We start from the raw sequence: 18378 nt of genomic DNA on the forward strand, positions 1-18378 counted from the left end.
CCTACTTGTCCGACTGGACCCAGACGAGCATCTCCCCGGGCGCGCGGTTGTCCCAGAGATGATAGGGCACGAAACGCGCCGTAGCGACCTGCCGTTCGGCCGGCGCCTTGCGGTAGAGCGGCGTTCCCCAATTCGACGTCTCCTCGCGCTCGACCTTGAGATCGAGGGCGACGGCATCGTTGAGATCCTTCAGCACGACGGTTTCGGCGGCCGGCAGCTCGCGCGGCAGGACGATGGCGTTGAGATCGTCGCCATTGTCGGTCGTCTCGACGCAATAGACGAGCGGGCCGCGCATCAAGGCGACGCGGCCGGCATCCTGGCGCACTTTCGGATTGGCATATTGCGGGCGGAGCGCCAGCGGCAGGTAGAGGGCGACACGATCGCCGCTGACCCATTCGCGATCGATCCTGGCATATCCGTCGCGGATATTGGCATCGAGATCGAGCATCTCGCCATTGACGCTGAGGGTAGCACCCTCCGCCCAATCGGGAATGCGCAGCGACAGCGCGAATGTCGCCGGCTTCTCCAGCCTGGTGGTAAAGGCGATCGCACCGTCCCACGGATAATTGGTCACCTGCTCGAGTTCCACCACAGCACCATTGGCAAGCTTCAGCCGCGCGGTGCTCTCGCCATAGAGATGCACAGCGATTTCGTCATCGGCAACGGCATACATGTAGGAGCCGATCGAGGTTACCAGCCGGGCGATGTTCGGCGGGCAGCAGGGGCAATGATGCCATTTCCAGCGGTGGTGCTTGCCGGCGCTTTCGAGCGGATTGTCGTAGAAGAAAGTCTTGCCGTCTGTGGAAAGACCGGGCAGCGCGCCGTTATAAAGCGCCTGCTCCATGATATCGGCGTAGCGCCGGTCTGGACCGCGGCCGAGCATGCGGCTTGCCCAGAACACCAGGCCGACCGAGGCACAGGTCTCGGCATAGGCGGTGGCGTTCGGCAGATCGTAATAGTCGGTGAAACCTTCGTTGGACGCCGCCGGCCCGATGCCGCCGGTGATGTACATCTGCTTGGTGGTTAGATCGTCCCAGAGGGTTTCCAGCGCCGCCGTCAGGCTGTCGTCCTTATATTCGGTGGCGATGTCGGCCATGCCGGAATAGAGGTACATGGCGCGCACCGCGTGGCCGACGACCTTTGTCTGCGCGCGCACCGGCTGGTGCGCCTGGCCATATTCATAGGTCTTCTGATGGAAGTCGGCGGCGCTCCGGCCGTCGCGAGCGGCCTCGGCCGTGAAAAAGTGCGGCTCGGAGCCGCGTTCGTCGATGAAGTATTTCGACAGGTCGAGATATTTCTGCTCGCCCGTGACACGGGCGAGCTTGACCAGCGCCAGTTCGATTTCCTCATGGCCGCAATAACCGGGGATCTGGCCTTCGCCATGGCCGAAGATCTTGATCATGTAATCGGCAAAGCGGCACATGATGTCGAGCAGCTTGCGCTTGCCGGTCGCCTGATAATAGGCGACCGCGGCCTCCATCAGATGGCCGGCGCAATAGAGCTCGTGATGGTCGCGCAGGTTGGTCCAGCGGCGGGCGGGCTCGACGCGCTGGAACCAGGCGTTCAGATAGCCGTCCTTGTCCTGCAGTCTCTCATACATGTCGATGATTTCGTCGGCGCGCGCCTCCAGCTTCGGATTCGGCCGGCGATAGAGCGAATAGGCGATGGTCTCGATCGACTTGCCGAGGTCGGAATCCCAGAACATCTGCGTCGTCCCGCCCCAGGGCTGAATGGGAATGACGACACCGGGGCTCGGCTGGTTGACGTCGATCGCCTTGAGCATGCCGGCCTCGACGCAGCGGTCGAGCAGGGTTTCGGCAGTGGAATTGCAGATGGCGTCCTGCCATTTGCCCCAGAAGCCGCCGAGCTCGACATCGGGAACGGCGACGGGACGAAACTGGCGGTCATTGGCTGATTTGGTCATGGGCTCGACTTTCTCTAGGATCATTTCACCGCGCCGGCCATCAGCCCGCGCATGTAGTAGCGTTGCAGGAGCAGGAAGACGATCAGGCAGGGGATCGTCATGACGACGACACCGGCCTGCACCGCTCCCCAGTTGATGGCGCCAAGCCGTCCGGCGCGAACCGCCGTCATCAGCACCGGCAAAGTGTATTTCTCGTTGCTGGAAAGCAGCACGAGGGCGGCCAGAAACTCGTTCCAGGCATTGAGGAAGGCAAAGATCGCCACCGTCGCGACGCCGGGAAGCACCAGCGGCAACAGAACCCGGACCAAGAGCCTGAGGTCGCGCGCGCCGTCGATGCGCGCGGCCTCTTCGATCTCCTTCGGCACCGCATCGAAGGCGTTGCGCATCATGAAGACCGAGAAGGGCAATTGCAGCGTTACATAGACGAGCGTCAGCCCGAGCAGCGAGTTGTTGAGGCCGAGCTTTGCCAGGATGATGAAGAGCGGCGTCAGGATCGACTGGAACGGGATCATCAGCGTCGCGATGATCAGCACGAAGAGCGCATTCTTCATCGGGAAGCGATACCGCGAGAAACCGTAGCCGGCGAGCAGGCTGACGGCGACGGTCAGCACCACGGTGGCGATCGAAACGAACAGCGAATTGATCATGTGCCGCCAGATGCCGGCGCCGAACGTATCGAGCAGCGCATAGGCATCGAAGCTGACGCCTGAGGTCGGCCATGGCGGCAGAGGCGGCAGGCTGGCCTCGGCGCCCGGCCGGAAGGAGGCGAGCAGCGTAATCACGAAGGGGGCGAGAAAGAAGATCGAGATGACGATGCCGGTGAGATGATAGGCCGATTTCGTCCGGATCGCCTTGCGGGCGCGACGTTCCCTTGAGGTGCTCATGGACGCTCCTCCCCGACGCGCAGCAGCCAGAGCTGCACGATGCTGATGGCCATCAGGATGGCGAGAAGCACAATCGAGAGTGCCGCGCCGTAACCGAGATTGAACGACACGAAGGACTGGTTGAAGATGTAGTAGACCACCGAGATCATCTTGTTCTGCGGTCCGCCCGCCGTCATGATGTAGAACTGGTCGAAGGCGAGGATCGAACCGGTGACGGAGACGATCAGCGCCAGTGCGATCGTCTTGCGCATCAGCGGCAGCGTCAGATGCCGGAAACGCTGCCAGCGGCCGGCGCCGTCGATGCGGGCCGCCTCCGTCAGCTCAGATGGAATGGCCTGCAGCCCGGTCAGCAGAATGATCATGGTGAAGCCTGCGATCTTCCAGACGACCATCACCACGACGGTCAGGAAGGCGGTGTCGAAGGTCGCAAGCAGATTGGGGCTCTTTTCCAGGAGACCGAGCGCTTTCAAGGCCGGACCGATGAAGCCGCTATCGACATTGGCAAGCCAGACCCAGAGCAGCGAGGCGGTGGCAAGGCCGACGACGACGGGCAGGAAGATGATCGTGCGATAGGCGCTGACGAACTGCCGTTCCTTTTCGACGAAAATGGCCAGCGGAAAGGCGACGGCGAAGATCGCGATGGTGACGATCACGGTGTAATAGGCGGTAAAATTCAGCGCCGTCATGAAACGGGTGTCGTTGATCATGCGGTAATAGTTGTTGAAGCCGATCCAGCGCGACGCGCCCATCAGCGGCCAGTTGTGCAGGCTCATCCATCCCGTGAAGACAACCGGCATGATGAAGAAGACGATGACCAGCGCCATGGCAGGCGCGATATAGGCAAGGCCGCGCCAGTTCGATCTGCGCCGTCGCCTGCGCCGAGGCAATAGTGTCTCTGAACCGGAACCGGTCATCAAACGCTCCGCATCTGTCAATTGAAATTGGCCGGGAAGCTGCCACCGCTCCCCGGCCGCGGCCGAGGGAGAGTTATTGGCCGCTATCGATGATCGATTGCATTTCCGATTGGGCGCTCGAAAACGCACCGTCGACGTCGTCGCCGAAGATCGCGGCGTTGGTGAAACTTGCCCACGGGCCGTTGGCGCTGTTGATAAGGTCGTTGAACTGCAGCGTATAGGGCGTCTTGGCGACGGCAATCGCCTTGAGGCCGACCTGCATGCGCGGATCGAGACCCTCCAGCACCTTGTCGGCGATATCGCCGCGCGTCGGCAGGCTGCCATATTTCGCCATGATCTTCTGGCCGTCCATCGAATAGATATATTCGAGGAATTCCTTCACCGCGTCGATCTTCTCGGTGCCTTTGGTGACGACGAAGTTGTCGCCGCCGGCAAAGGACGACGGCTTGCCGTCGACGCCGGGAATGAGGGTCACGCCGAAGTTGATGTCGGGATGCTGGGTCACCAGCGTGCCGATGGCAAAGGCGCCGAGGCTTTGCTGACCGATCTTGCCGTTGGTGAAGGTCAAGAAGTTCGCGCCGTTGTCGCTGGCGGCACCCGCCGGCACCAGGTCCTTCTTGACCATGTTGCGGTAGATGTCGACGGCCTTGCGCATCTGAGGCGTATCGAGGGTCGCCGTCTTGCTGTCGGCCGACAGAATGTCGGTGCCCGCACCCCAGACGAGCGGCGTGAAGGTGAAGATCATGCAGCCGCCGCAGCCGCCGCCGGAGAAATAGAAGCCGTAGGTATCGTCACCGAGTGCCCGGATCTTCTCCGCATTGGCGGTGATTTCGTCCCAGCTTGCCGGCGCCTTTTCCGGGTCGAGACCGGCCTTCTTGTAGAGATCCTTGTTCCAGGCGAAGACCGATGTTTCCACAGAGAGCGGCAGGCCGTAAATCTTGTCCTGATAGGTGCCGAGGCGGACATGCGACGGGGACAGCGCGTTGAAATAGGGCAGCGATTTTGCCCAGTCCGTCAGGTCTTCCAGCTGGCCGGCCGCGGCAAAGGCAGGATTGTAGATGAGATCCATCGACAGGGCGTCGGGCGCCTGTCCGCCGGCAATTGCCGTCGCATATTTCTGCACCAGCTCGGAGAACGGCACCTCGGTCACCACGACCTTGTTGTCGTGGCTGGAATTATAGGCCTCGACCACCTTCTTGAAGGAGTCGCCGATCCCCGTGCGAACCCACATTTCGACATTCTCGGCGGCTGACGCGGCCGAAAACAGGCACAAGGTAGCGATGCTGGTCGCCGCCAATAGACGCTTGATCATGACACTCCTCCCGATATGGCGCATCTCCCTGCGCCTTTGCTCATTCCCTTACGCTCATTCCCCGGGGGCTTTCCCCCCGCATGACTGCCGGACGATCAGCCGGCACGGCAATTTCCGCACACCCGGCTCGACAGGCCGTCCTTCCGCGAGCGCCAGCACCGTCAATCCGGCCTGCCGCCCGAGCTCCTTCAGCTCCATATCCACCGTCGTCAGCGGCGGCCGCGTCTGCGCCGCGACAATCTCCCAATTGTCGAAGCCGATGACCGAAACATCGCGCGGCACATTGACGCCGCGCTCGCGCAACGCATCCACCGCGCCGCGGGCGATCTGGTCATTGCCGCAGAAGAGCGCATCCGGTTTTTCTCCCGGCCTCTTCCAAAGCTGTTCGACCGCCTCATGACCCCAGCTTTCCGACCAGACGCCGTAGAGCACCGGTTCGCGGTGACCTGCGACCTCGTGATAGGCGCCGGCCCGTTCGCGCACCGAAAAGAATTCCTCCGGCCCGGTGATATGCGCGATCCGCCGTCGCCCGGCCTTGACGAGCCATTCCACCGCCAGCCTAGCACCCTGTTCGTCGTCCGAACGGAAGGTAACGCTGTTCCGCGTCCCCTCCGTGAAGGCGTAGACGACGGGCACAAGCAAATTCGACAGATCGACGGGCAGACGTCTGTCCAGGCGTTTTCCCGTCGCGATGATGCCGTCGACCTGCTTGTCCAGCATCGCATCGACATGGATCTGGGCTAGCGCCGGATCGTCTTCGATGGCGCAGAGGAAAACCGAAACCCCATGATCGACGAGAGCGTCCGAAATTCCCGCCATGACAGGCAGCGTGAAACGGCCGTAGGTGTCGTTGGTCAGCAGCCCGATGGTGAAGCTGCGCTTGCTGAGAAGACCTCTCGCCAGCGCATTCGGCCGATACCCGATTTCGCCGGCGATCCGCTTCACCCGCTCGCGCGTTTCCGCTCCCATCCGGCCGGTATCGTTGAGAGCCTTCGACGCCGTCGAAATGCTCACCCCGGCAGCCGACGCCACCTCATGGATGGTGATCCTGCCTCTTTTTCCTCCCGATATGTTCAGACCTTCCTCCTTCTGAAGTGGCATGAGAAAAGCTTTTACCAACTTCGATGTCAAGTGAGAAAAGGTTTTCTCATGCAATTCGAGCGATGGATCGAGGCGCGGGCTGCAGCAAGGAAGGTGTAGAAAGAAAGATCGATCCGCGTCAGTCAAGCCGGCTGGCGAGATGCCCGGCCGCGGAGACCGGCGCGGTTTCTCAAAACGGCAGCGCCGGATGCTCTTGTCCGGGTAAAGCGGATGTGCGGTGGATCTTGGCGCGCAAATCGAACGCCATCAGGGCCTCTGGTGGAGGCCCTGAATGACGGTTCAAACCCAAGCGATCATGAAAATATCAGGCGACGTGCCTTGCCAATGCGCAGCGCGACCAGAGCGAATGCAGCGCCTCGACCAGATGGGCGATATCGGCATCGGAATGCAGCGGCGTCGGCGTGATTCGCAGGCGCTCGGTCTTCTTCGGTACGGTCGGATAGTTGATCGGCTGGACATAGACGCCGCAATTGTCGAGCAGCAGGTCGGAGATCCACTTGCACTTGGCCGCATCGCCGACCAGCACCGGCACGATATGGCTCGGATTGGGCATATGCGGAATGCCATTCTGGTCGAGCAGCGCCCTCAGTTTGCGGACCCGGTCCTGATGGCGGGCGCGCTCGAACTGGCTGACCTTCAGGTGCTGGATCGAGGCGACGGCGCCGGCGGCCAATGCCGGCGGCAGCGCCGTGGTGAAGATGAAGCCGGAGGAAAACGACCGGATGAAATCGCAAAGGGCGGCCGATGCGGCGATATAACCGCCCATCACCCCGAAAGCCTTGCCGAGCGTGCCCTCGATCACCGTCAGCCGGTCCATCAGCCCCTCGCGCTCGGCAATGCCGCCGCCGCGCGGGCCGTACATGCCGACGCCATGGACTTCGTCGAGATAGGTCATCGCCCCGTATTTGTCGGCGAGATCGCAGATCTCCTTGATCGGGGCGATATCGCCGTCCATCGAATAGACGCTCTCGAAGGCGATCAGCTTCGGCGCCTTCGGATCGGCGGCCTTGAGCTTGGCTTCGAGATCGGCCAGGTCGTTGTGCTTCCAGATCACCTTGTCGCACTTGGCATAACGGATGCCCTCGATCATCGAGGCATGGTTGAGCGCATCGGAGAAGATGACGAGGCCGGGGATTTTCGCGCCGAGCGTCCCGAGGGCTGCCCAGTTGGAGACATAGCCCGACGTGAAGATCAGCGCTGATTCCTTGCCGTGCAGATCGGCCAGCTCACGCTCGAGCATGACGTGATAGTGGTTGGTGCCAGAAATATTCCGGGTGCCTCCCGCACCCGCACCACAGTGGTCGATGGCGTTCTTCATCGCCTCGATCACCTTCGGATGCTGGCCCATGCCGAGATAGTCGTTGGAGCACCAGACCGTGACTTCCTTTTGGCCATCGGCCGTATGGCGCGTCGCGCGCGGAAAGTTGCCGCGGTGACGTTCGAGATCGGCAAAAACGCGGTAACGGCCCTCGGCATGAAGCCCGTCCAGCTCGTTTTTGAAAAACGCTTCGAAATCCATCATATGCTCCAGTATCGCGCGGCCGTTCTTGCCGACCGGACGTCCGCGCGTCAATGCTTACCCTTTGCTTTACCATCAACTGCGGCAAAAGGACCAGTTTTTTGAATGATTCCAGATAAAAAATCTGCCCGCCGCAATCGATGAAATTGATGCGCCAGATCCGACGGAATTGGCCAATCGCGTGCAGCATGGCGACGGCCGGTATCGCAAAAAAATCGGCGCACCGGTGGACAACCCTTTCTTCCGACATAGTTTTCGGTCTAGCCTGACAAAAAATAAAGGGACGGCCTTTGCCCGCTGGGCAACAACCTCGGAGAGAAAAGATGAAGAAAGTTGTCATACTCGCATTGATCGGCCTGTCGATCGCAAGCTGCACGCCGACCCAGCAGGGCGCCGGTATCGGCGCTGCATCGGGCGCCGTCATCGGCGGCGCGGTCACAGGCAATGTTCGTGGCGCGGCGGTCGGCGCCGCTATCGGCGGCGTGTCCGGCGCCCTGATCGGCAGCGTCGCCGAACAGCCCGGCCAGTGCTACTATCGCGACCGCTACGGCCGCCGCTACATCGATACTTGCCCGCGCTGAAAGCGCCAGGCAATCGGCAAACTCAGTAAATCCCGGACACAGGTCCGGGATTTTTTGTGCTAAATTAGCGCGTTGGCAATTTAAAATGGTACACCCCGCGCGATTTTGCCGCTAAGCTGTTCACGGCTGGGCAACGAAGCTTCATTGTAGGCATAACCAAAAGCGGCGGATGCGGATCAGAGGGACAGGCCCGAAAACAGGTATTGCGTATCGGCGAACAGGCACCATGATGGTGGTCGCAGCGGCAGCTGCGTTCTCACCGGTCCTGATCGGCGACGCTTACGCCTTCAAGCTTTTTGGCATCACCATTTTCGGCAAGGAGGAGGAGGAAGGTCAACAGGTGCCCGATCCGGTGCGCTACCATGTCGACCTCAAAGCCGATACCGCCGATCCCGACCTCAAAGAAGCCCTGGAAAACAGTTCCCGTCTCCTCGGTGACCAGAAACTGCCGGTGTCCGGCGATCTCGGCATCGTCGTCAAGGCGCGCGACGACCGTGAGCGGCTGATCGCCACTCTGTATGAAAAGGCCCGTTATGGCGGCGTGGTGACGATCACCATCGACGGCAGGAATATCGACGACCTGCCGCCCAATCCGACATTCGACCGGTCCGGTCCGATCCCCGTCACCGTCAACATTGCTCCCGGCCCGGTTTTCAAGGTCAGGGAGGTCCAGTTCGGCGGCGATGCCGCAAACCACAATCCTGCCGATTACGATCTTGCCCCGGGCGCGCAGGCCGGCTCGCTTGCCATCATCAAGGCCGGCGACAAGATCGTCGAACAGCTGAAGAGCGAGGGCCGGCCCTTTGCCAAGCTGACCGAACGCAAGGTCGTCGCCGATCACAACAGCGATACCGTCGATATCGTCCTTGCTGCCGAAGGTGGCCCGGTCGCCCCGATCGGCGATGTCGGCGTCACCGGTGAAAAGACCGTCAAGCCGGCTTTCATCCAGCGTTATTCCCGGCTGAACAAGGACGAAGCCTATTCCCCGGAAGCGCTGAAGAAAGCCGGCGAGCGGCTTCGCGCCCTCGGCGTCTTTTCGAGCGTCACCATTCACGAAGGCGATGCGCTGGCGCCGGACGGTACCCTGCCGATGACGATCGAGGTTTCCGAAGGCAAGCGGCGCTATTTCGGCGTTGGCGCGCAATATTCCACCACCGACGGCTTCGGCGTTCAGGGCTATTGGGGCCACCGCAACCTGTTTGGCGAAGCCGAAACGCTGCGGATCGAGGGATCGGTCTCGCGGCTTGGCGAAACCACGGATGTCGGCAGTCTCGACTATTCCGCCGGCATCCTTTTCACCAAGCCCGGCGCCTTCTTCCCCGCCGCCACCCTGAAGGCCGGCATCGTCGCCAAGACCGAAAATCCGGATGCCTATAATGCGACGCTCGTCACCGCCTCGCTCGGCCTTTCCTACGAATTGACCGACCGGGACACGGTCTCGGCGAGCGGCGAGGTCAGCTGGGAGCGCGATGATGACGCCTTCGGCGAGAACGACTATCTGACCTTCACCTTGCCGATCCAATATGATCGCGACGCACGCGACGACAAGTTCAACCCCACGGAGGGTTATCGCGCGACATTCTCGGCAAAGCCTGGCTACGAAATCTTCAATGCCACGCCCTATGCGGCATTCGAGGGCTCGATCTCCGGCTATCTGCCGTTCGGCCAGGAAGACGGCCTGGTGCTGGCCGGCAAAGTTGCCGCTGGCGTCCTGATCGGCGGCGACAGCATTGGGGATATTCCCGCCACGCAGCGCTTCTTTGCCGGCGGCGGCGGCTCCGTGCGCGGATACAGCTATCAGGAAATCTCGCCCTATAACGACAATGACGATGCCACCGGCGGCCGCTCCTATGTGACCGGCTCGCTGGAGGCCCGCATCAAGATCACCGATACGATCGGCGTCGTGCCCTTCATCGATGTCGGCACCGTCTCGGACAGCACCTTTCCGGGTTTTTCCGATATCCGCGCCGGCGCCGGTGCGGGAATACGATATGCGACGCCTTTCGGCCCGCTGCGGCTTGATTTTGCCATGCCGCTGAACAAGTACGAAGGTGGCACAGATTACGGAATCTATGCGGGCATCGGTCAATCCTTCTAGAATTGCCGTTTAGCTGCGTTTTTCGATCTGTGGCCGTCATGAAAACGGGGTAGTGTCCGCACCGATGCAAATGCTGGCAAAAATCGTCACCTGGGTCATACGGCTCACCGGCTATGTCGCCGGCGCCGCTTTGATTCTCGCTGTCGCGGCACTTGCGATCTTCGGCTTCACCGCCTTCGGCGCTCGTATCGTCACCGAAAAGATAGCCTCCACGCTTTCCAACCGCGACATGACGATCGAAGTGCGCGAACCGCAAGGTCTTTTGACCGGCGGGCTTCGCGCCGCCGAAATCACCATCTCCGACACCAGGGGCGTGTTTGCGGAAGTTCACGGCATCGCGATCGACTGGAACCCGCTGGCGCTGCTGACCGGCACCTTCCACGCCAAACGCTTCGAGATCGAGGCGATCGAGGTACTGCGCAAGCCGGTGCGCACCCTGCCCTCGCGGCCCGGAGCAGAAAATTCCGGCGGCTTTACTCTTCCGATCAAGGTCGACATCGATCGTGTCGCGCTGCCCGATATCAAACTTGCCGAACCCTTTGCCGGGCGCGCCTTCGCGCTCGCCGCCGAAGGCAGCCTTTCGGCAAACGGCGATGGCGGCGAGGCGATCGTCAATGTCAGCCGTCACGCGGTGCCGGATGCGCGGCTTGCCGCCGACATCGCTTACGCGCCGGCCGAAAACCGGCTGCGGGTGAAAGCGCAGCTTTCCGAGCCGAAGGGCGGGCTGGTCGCCGGCTTTCTCGGCCTGCCGGACAGTCCCGCCGTCAACATCGATCTCGACGGCCAGGGGCCGATATCCGATTGGAAAGGCAAATTGCAAGCCGCCCTCGACGGGCAGCAGCGTGCCGCAATCGAGACCCGGCATCAGATCACCGCAGACGGACTGCACCACCTCGACCTCAAGGGCGGCGGTGACCTGAGTTCGCTGCTGCCGTCGCCATTCCGGCCGCTTTTTGCCGGCCAGACCAATATCGATCTTGCCACCACCTTCGACGACCACGGCAAGATCGATATCCAGACCGGCAATATTGCCACCGGCAGCGTCGTGATCGCCGCGTCCGGCACCCTTGATCCGGCCGGCAACAACAGCCTGAACGCCAATCTACTCGGCACGTCCGGGCCTGTCGATTTTCGCTGGCCGCTCGCCGAAGGCGAAGCGCGCTTCCTGATATCGGGCCTTAACCTGGCGCTGACAGGCGATGCGCAGGCGGCCCGGCTGAACGTCAGCGGCTCGCTCGACACCGCAACCCTGCCGCAGGCCGATATCGGCAACGTCAAGCTGACGGCCAAAAGCGACGCCTTCAATCTCGCCGCCCGTTCCGGCAGCGTCCAGCTGCGCCTGGTTGCCGGCGACATGACCTTTGCAGACCCGAACCTCAACCGCGCCGTCCAGGGGCCGGTCACGATCGCTTCGCCGCTGCAAATCTCGCCCGGCAGCATCGGCTTCAACGGCACCACGGTCGAAAGCGCCAATATCAACGGCAGCCTCAACGGCTCCTATCGGCTGGCAGACCGGGCGCTGACCGGCAACCTCAAGCTCACCGTCGAACCGGCAGCCTTGCCGGTTGCGGTTACAGGCAGGTTCGACGGGCCGATCTCGCTCGAAAGCCAGGTGGTCGGCACCATCCCGTCGAAATTCGCGCTGTCCAACCTCGTCCTCAGGTCCGGCACGCTGGAAGCCGCCGGTAACGTCGCGCTCGACGGCCAGATGTTGAATGCCGATCTCTCCGGCCGGCTGCCTGACATCGGCAAACTCGTCACAGGCGCCAGTGGCGGGGCGGCTTATGCGTTGAGACTTGGCGGCGAGATCCCGGCAATTTCCGTGACGGCCAATCTCAAGGCTGCCAGCCTTGAGATGGCCGACCGCGTGCTCGGCAACCTCAATATCGACCTGTCGGGTGTCGCCGACCCCAAGGCGCCGCAGGGCAGGATCGCCGCCACCGGCACGATCGACGGCCAGCCGATCAGCATCAACGGCGACATCCGCTCCGAGGACGGCAAGACAAGCATTCCGGCGCTGACCGCCGATATCGGCGGCAACCGGCTGACCGGCAATCTGGAATTCTCACCCGCCCTGGAACCGACAGGCGCACTGACCTTCGACTTCCCCAATGTCGGCCTCCTCGCCGCACTCGGCGGACAAGAGATTGAGGGCGATCTCAAGGGTTCGCTCGGTGTCGAGAGCGACAGCGGCAGGATTGCACTCAAGCTGCTTGCATCGGGGGGCTCGATCCGCCGCGATAGGCTTGCGATCGTCAAGCCGGAATTCGATGTCACGGTCAGCGATCTCAGCGCCCTTGCGGCAAACGGCACGGTCAAGGCCGACGAGGTGACTGCCGGAGAAAACAGGCTCGCCGGCCTTTCGCTCGCTTTCACGAAGCAGCAGAACCAGACCGATTTCGATCTTAGTGCCGCCTATGACGGCCATCCGGTGCTGGCCGCCGGCAATATCCAGGCACCAGGCGGCACGATCGCGGTAAACCTCAACCGCTTCTCGGCAAGCCCCCGCAACATCCCGGTCGAACTGGCCGCACCAACTGAGGTCACGATCAGCGGCGGTACCGCCACCCTGAACGGATTGACGCTGAAGACCGGCACCGGCTCGGTGAGCGTCACCGGTTCCGCCGGCGAGACGCTGAGGCTTAATGCCGACATCCACGAACTGCCGGCAGCCCTCGCCAATGGTTTCGTGCCGAACCTTTCCGCCGGCGGCACGATCTCCGGAACGATTGCCGTGACCGGAACGCCGGCAGCACCCGTGGCCGACTTCAAGCTCGACTGGAAGGATGCGACAACCGGCCAGACCAAGGGCGCCGGGCTGGCGCCGCTCGGTATTGCCGCCGGCGGCAAATTTGCCGACAACAAACTCGATTTCGACACCACGGTTGCCAGTGAGGACGGCCTGTCGCTGAAGGCCGCCGGCAATGTCGCGCTTGCCGACCCCAAGGCACCGGTGCTGGATGTCGACGCCGATATCCTCAACCTGCCCGCCCGCATCGCCAATGGTTTCGTTGCCGATCTCGCCGCCGAAGGCACGATTACAGGAAAAGTGATGGCCTCCGGTTCTCTCACTGCGCCCACGGCCAATTTCGATCTCGATTGGAAGAATGCCGCGACGAGTCAGACGAAACGCGCCGGCCTTGCGAATCTTGGCCTGAAGGCATCCGGAAAATTCACCGACAACAAGCTCGATTTCGACACGGCGATATCAGGCGCCAACAGCCTCTCGCTGAAAGCAAACGGCAATGTCGCCATCACCGGCACGACGATCGGCAACGTCAAGGTCGACGCCGCGCTGGCAAATGTTCCCGCAAGCATCGCAAACAGCTTCGTGGTCGATCTCGCCGCCGAAGGGACGATCTCAGGAAGGGTAGCGGCCTCCGGCTCGCTCGCTGTTCCCACTGCCAAATTCGATCTGGACTGGAAAAACGCTGCGACGAGCCAGACGAAACGCGCCGGCCTTGCCGGCCTCGCCGTCAAGGCATCAGGAAAATTCGCCGACAACAAGCTCGATTTCGACACGGCGATATCAGGCGCCCACAGCCTGTCGCTGAAAGCAAATGGCAATGTCGCCATCACCGGCACGACGATCGGCAACGTCAAGGTCGACGCCGCACTGGCGAATGTTCCGGCGAATATCGCAAACAGCTTCGTCGCCGATCTCGCCGCCGAAGGCGCGATCTCCGGAACGGTCTCGGCCGCAGGCTCGCTTGCCGCTCCGACCGCCAATTTCGACCTCGATTGGAAAAACGCTGCGACCAGCCATACGAAACGTGCCGGCCTTGCCGCTCTCGGTCTGACCGCATCGGGAAAATTTGCCGACAACAAGCTTGATTTCAACGCAGCGGCCAGCGGCGACGAAGGCCTCTCGCTGAAGAGCACGGGCAATGTCGCCCTCGCCGGCACGACGGTCGAAAACATCAAGGTCGATGCCGAGATCGCCAAGGTTCCGGCCGCCCTCGCCAATGCTTTCGTTCCCGATCTGGCGGCCGGCGGCACGATATCGGGCACTGTGTCGGCCGCCGGCACACCCGCCGCACCGAAAGCCGACTTCAAGCTCGACTGGACGGATGCTGCAACCAGCCAGACCAGAAGCGCCCATCTCTCAGGTCTGGCGCTTGCCGCATCCGGCCGCCTCGCCGACAACCGGCTCGACTTCGACGGCAATCTCGCCGGCAAGGACGGTCTGTCGCTGAAGGCCGCCGGCAACGTTGCGATATCGGGCACCTCGGTTAAAGCCCTTGACGTCAAGGCCGATCTTTCCAACTTGCCCGCCGGCCTCGCCAACGGCTTCGTCCCCGGTCTTGCCGCAGAGGGCACCGTCTCGGGAACGGCATCCGCGTCTGGAGCGCTTCCAAAGCCGGCCGTCGATTTCAAGCTCGACTGGAGGAATGCCGCCACCGCCCAGACCAGGAGCAGCGGCCTTTCGGGTCTGAGTGCCGCGGCATCCGGCAAGTTCGCCAATGACCGGGTCGATTTCGACGCCAATCTCGCCGGCAAGGATGGCGTTCTGGCCAAGGCGACGGGCGGCGTCACTATCGCGGGAACGGCGATCCGGGACCTTTCGATCAATGCCGATATCCCGGCGCTGCCGGCCAAAATCGCCAATGCCTTCGTTCCCGGTCTCGGTGCCGAGGGCACGCTCTCGGCAAACGCCGTGACGTCGGGAACGCCGGCAAATCCGATCGTCGATTTCAAGCTCGACTGGAAGGATGCCGCGACCAGTCACACCAAGGCTGCCGGTCTTTCCCGGCTGGCACTGGCGGCGACGGGAAAATATGCCGGCGACAGGCTCGATTTCGATGCCGATCTCAGCGGTGGCGGCGGCATTGCGCTGAAAGCCACCGGCAATCTTTCGATCGCCGGCACCTCGATCCGCTCGGTCGACGTCACGGCGAACGCCACCAACGTCCCGGCCAGCCTCGCCAATGGCTTTGTTCCCGGTCTTGGCGCCGAGGGCGCGGTCTCGGCGACCGCAAAGGCCACTGGCGCGCTATCGGCGCCGTCCGTCGACTTCAAGGTCGACTGGAAGAATGCGGCGACGAGCCAGACGAAGGGCGCCGGCCTTTCGCCGCTCACCATCGGCGCCTCGGGCAAGCTTGCCGGCAACAAACTGACCGTCGATACCAGCCTTGCCGGCGACGCCGGCATGTCGCTGAAGGGCGGCGGCAGCGTGATGATCACAGGCAACCGCGCCATCGACATGCGCTTCAACGGCAATCTTCCCTTCGCCGTGCTCGGCGCCCCGCTTGCCGCACAAGGTCTTGTCGCCGACGGCGTCGCCACCGTCAACCTGCAGATCGGCGGAACGGCCGCAGTCCCCGTCATCAACGGCACTGTCTCGACCTCAGGCGCGAAGCTCGTCGACGTCCGGCGCAATCTTGCCGTCAACAATCTTACGGCGGCAGTGACCTTCAACGGCAGCCAGGCCGTGATATCGCGCCTCAACGGCACTCTCGGCGGCGGCGGCACGATCTCGGCGAGCGGCACCATCGGCATCCAGCCGGCCGGCGGCTTTCCCGCCGACATTTCGATCAAGCTCGACAAGGCGGTCTATGTCGACGGAACCCTTGTCGTTTCCACCGTCAATGGAACGCTGGGCCTGCGTGGGCCGATCATGAGCGCGACGCTGAGCGGCAAGCTTCGGCTGGACAAGACCTCGATTACCGTTCCGGAAAAATTGCCGACCTCGCTCAGTGAAATCGACATCCGGCACAAGAATGCGCCGCGAGCGGTGCTTGCGCAGCTCCGAGAAGACGGCGAGCGGAAACCCGGCGAAAAATCCTCGACGATCACGCTCGATCTCGAAATCGACGCGCCCTCGCATATCTTCGTGCGCGGCCGCGGCATCGATGCCGAGCTCGGTGGCCGCGTGACAATCGGCGGAACGGCGGCTGCACCCATCGTGACCGGCGGTTTCACCATGCGTCGCGGGCGCCTGACCATTCTCAACCGCCGTATGGATTTCACCGACAAAAGCCGGATCACCTTTGCCGGCGACCTGACGCCGGCCCTCGATATGGAGGCGACCTCAACCTCCGGCTCGACGACGCTGACCGTCGATGTCGCGGGCCTCGCCACCGACCCCGCCATCACTTTCTCCTCCTCGCCCCAGCTGCCGCAGGACGAAGTGCTGGCGCAGCTGATCTTCGGCCAGTCGATGTCGAAGCTCTCGCCGGTGCAAATCGCCCAGCTCGCCGACGCCGTGAGCCAGCTGGCCGGCAACCGCTCCACCTCGCTTTTCGAAGGCCTGCGCAACCAGCTCGGCGTCGACGATCTCGACATCAGCACCGATTCCAAGGGCCAGACGAGCGTCAGCGTCGGCCGCTATCTCAATGACCGCACCTATTTCGAATTGCAGCAGGGCGGCTCGGCCGGCGCCAAGGCGGTGATCAACCTCGACGTCGGCCGCGGCGTCAAACTGCGCGGCGCGGCCGGGGGTAACGGTGAGGGCGAAGCGGGCATCGTTTACGAGCGGGAATACTGATACCCGTCGCAGCGGCTTTGAACGACCTGAATCAGCCTTGAGCCGGCTTAAAAACCTGTCTTGCTTGTCTTGAGAAGGATATTGCTCTCGGTCGAATTGATGCCGTTGATCAGCCGGATGCGGCGCAGCGTCTCGTCGAAGGAGGCAAGGTCGCGATCCTCCAGCTCGGCGACGAAATCCCATTTGCCGTTGGTGCTGTGCAGCGCGCGCACCTGCGGCAGGCCCCGCAGCTGGTCGGCCACCCGGTCGGCAAGCTTGCCGAGCACTTCGATCATGACGATGGCGCGCACGCCGGCCGACCGCGTCTCGTGGCCAGTGCGGATAGTGAAGCCCACGATGGTGCCGCTGGCGACCAGCCGGTCGATCCGGGCGGCAACCGTTGCCCGCGACGCGCCCGTCAGCGCCGCCAGCGAGGAGACGGATATCCGGGCATTATGACGAAGTGCACTCAGAAGTTCGGTATCGAGATCATCCACGCCGATCACTTTGTCAAAATAGGTTTATCAATTTGCGCAATCATAATCCATTTCTGGCACTTTTCCATCTTTTTGCCGTCAACCCTTTATCCCACTATCGGCCGAAACAGGCCTCAACACGGAGCCCTCCACATGAATGCCCAATCGCGATCTGTCACCCTTATCGGCGCACCGCTGGAAGAAGGCTCCGGCCGCAGAGGGGCCGCCATGGGTCCCGCGGCGCTGCGTATCGCCGGCGTCGACCAGACGCTGATCGAGCTTGGCCATGACGTCGCCGATCTCGGCGATGTCAGAATCGTGCCGGCGATGGACCTGCCAAACCATCAGAAGGCCCACAATCTGAGGATCGTCGGCGCCTTCACGCGTGCCCTCGAAAACAGCGTCCATGATGTCGCCGCCTCCGGCCGTTTCCCGCTCATTCTCGGCGGCGACCACAGCCTTTCCATGGGCAGCGTCTCCGGCATGGCCCGCTATGCCGCCAGCAAAGGCCGCCCGCTCTTCGTGCTCTGGCTCGATGCCCATGCCGATTTCAATTCTCCAGCCACCTCGCCCTCCGGCAATATTCACGGCATGCCCGTCGCCTTCTTCTGCGGCGAGGCCGAATTCGCCGAGATCCTGCCGAAGGACCGTCCCTTCGTCGATCCGAAGAATGTCTTCCAGGTCGGCATCCGTTCCGTCGATGCGCGTGAGCGCGAGGAAATCCATGAACACGGCGTCAACGTCTTCGACATGCGCGCGATCGACGAGCAGGGCATCGGCGCCATCATGCGCGAGATCCTCGATGTCGTCACCAAGGCGAACGGCCTGCTGCATGTCAGCCTCGACCTCGATTTCCTCGATCCCGAGATTGCCCCCGGCGTCGGCACGACGGTGCCTGGCGGCGCGACCTTCCGCGAGGCGCATCTGGTGATGGAAATGCTGTCGGACAGCGGCCTCGTCTCGTCGCTCGATCTCGTCGAGCTCAATCCGTTTCTCGACGATCGCGGCAAGAGCGCCCGCATCCTGGTGGAGCTGACGGCAAGCCTCTTCGGCCGCCGCATCTTCGATCGTCCAACACGTGCAGCATAAAAGGCGACGTAAAA

11 protein-coding genes are annotated in these 18378 nt (G+C 62.5%); 4 read left to right on the forward strand and 7 right to left on the reverse strand.

The window, feature by feature from the left end; genetic code table 11:
* Position 1 precedes the first annotated feature (1 nt).
* The 6 genes from PO860_RS18765 to hemA all read right to left on the reverse strand — a co-directional run bounded on the left by PO860_RS18765 (position 2) and on the right by hemA (position 7654).
* Positions 2 to 1924, reverse strand: coding sequence for a glycoside hydrolase family 127 protein (locus tag PO860_RS18765; protein WP_272783639.1), 1923 nt, complete (start codon positions 1922 to 1924; stop codon positions 2 to 4).
* A gap of 20 nt (positions 1925 to 1944) precedes the next feature.
* Positions 1945 to 2808, reverse strand: coding sequence for a carbohydrate ABC transporter permease (locus tag PO860_RS18770; protein ID WP_183608677.1), 864 nt, complete (start codon positions 2806 to 2808; stop codon positions 1945 to 1947).
* On the reverse strand, positions 2805 to 3722 hold the full coding sequence (locus tag PO860_RS18775; protein WP_097618038.1) for a carbohydrate ABC transporter permease: 918 nt from the start codon (positions 3720 to 3722) through the stop codon (positions 2805 to 2807). Before PO860_RS18775 ends, PO860_RS18770 begins: the two co-directional genes overlap by 4 nt.
* A 73-nt stretch (positions 3723 to 3795) precedes the next feature.
* Entirely contained in the window at positions 3796 to 5034 is a 1239-nt protein-coding gene (locus PO860_RS18780) for an ABC transporter substrate-binding protein (RefSeq protein WP_273884498.1), read from the reverse strand.
* A 54-nt stretch (positions 5035 to 5088) separates the two neighbouring features.
* Positions 5089 to 6066 (reverse strand): LacI family DNA-binding transcriptional regulator, encoded by a 978-nt coding sequence (locus PO860_RS18785; RefSeq protein ID WP_183608745.1) that lies wholly within the window; start codon positions 6064 to 6066, stop codon positions 5089 to 5091.
* Between the two features lie 373 nt (positions 6067 to 6439).
* The gene (gene hemA / locus PO860_RS18790) at positions 6440 to 7654 is read right to left on the reverse strand and encodes a 5-aminolevulinate synthase (RefSeq protein WP_273884525.1); all 1215 of its coding nucleotides are present in this window, start codon (positions 7652 to 7654) and stop codon (positions 6440 to 6442) included.
* A gap of 323 nt (positions 7655 to 7977) precedes the next feature.
* Between hemA and PO860_RS18795 the strand changes: the two genes are divergently transcribed.
* The 3 genes from PO860_RS18795 (at position 7978) to PO860_RS18805 (ending at position 16820) form a co-directional block, all read left to right on the forward strand.
* Positions 7978 to 8235: a YMGG-like glycine zipper-containing protein gene (locus tag PO860_RS18795; RefSeq protein ID WP_065281468.1), complete on the forward strand. Its 258-nt coding sequence runs from the start codon at positions 7978 to 7980 to the stop codon at positions 8233 to 8235.
* 169 nt (positions 8236 to 8404) lie between these two features.
* The gene (locus PO860_RS18800; RefSeq protein ID WP_275037940.1) at positions 8405 to 10333 is read left to right on the forward strand and encodes an autotransporter assembly complex protein TamA; all 1929 of its coding nucleotides are present in this window, start codon (positions 8405 to 8407) and stop codon (positions 10331 to 10333) included.
* A 64-nt stretch (positions 10334 to 10397) separates the two neighbouring features.
* The gene (locus tag PO860_RS18805) at positions 10398 to 16820 is read left to right on the forward strand and encodes a translocation/assembly module TamB domain-containing protein (RefSeq protein WP_275035616.1); all 6423 of its coding nucleotides are present in this window, start codon (positions 10398 to 10400) and stop codon (positions 16818 to 16820) included.
* 47 nt (positions 16821 to 16867) lie between these two features.
* Here the strand turns inward: PO860_RS18805 and PO860_RS18810 are convergent, their stop codons facing one another.
* Positions 16868 to 17305 carry an Lrp/AsnC family transcriptional regulator gene (locus PO860_RS18810; RefSeq protein WP_183608674.1) on the reverse strand — a complete coding sequence of 146 codons (438 nt, stop codon included), beginning with the start codon at positions 17303 to 17305 and terminating at the stop codon, positions 16868 to 16870.
* A gap of 123 nt (positions 17306 to 17428) precedes the next feature.
* Here PO860_RS18810 and rocF point away from each other — a divergent pair, with 123 nt between their 5' ends.
* A complete protein-coding gene (rocF, locus tag PO860_RS18815; protein ID WP_183608673.1) occupies positions 17429 to 18364 on the forward strand; it encodes an arginase in 936 nt (311 codons plus the stop codon).
* Positions 18365 to 18378 lie beyond the last annotated feature (14 nt).

This window comes from Rhizobium binxianense, from assembly GCF_028994275.1.
Lineage (GTDB): Bacteria > Pseudomonadota > Alphaproteobacteria > Rhizobiales > Rhizobiaceae > Rhizobium > Rhizobium binxianense.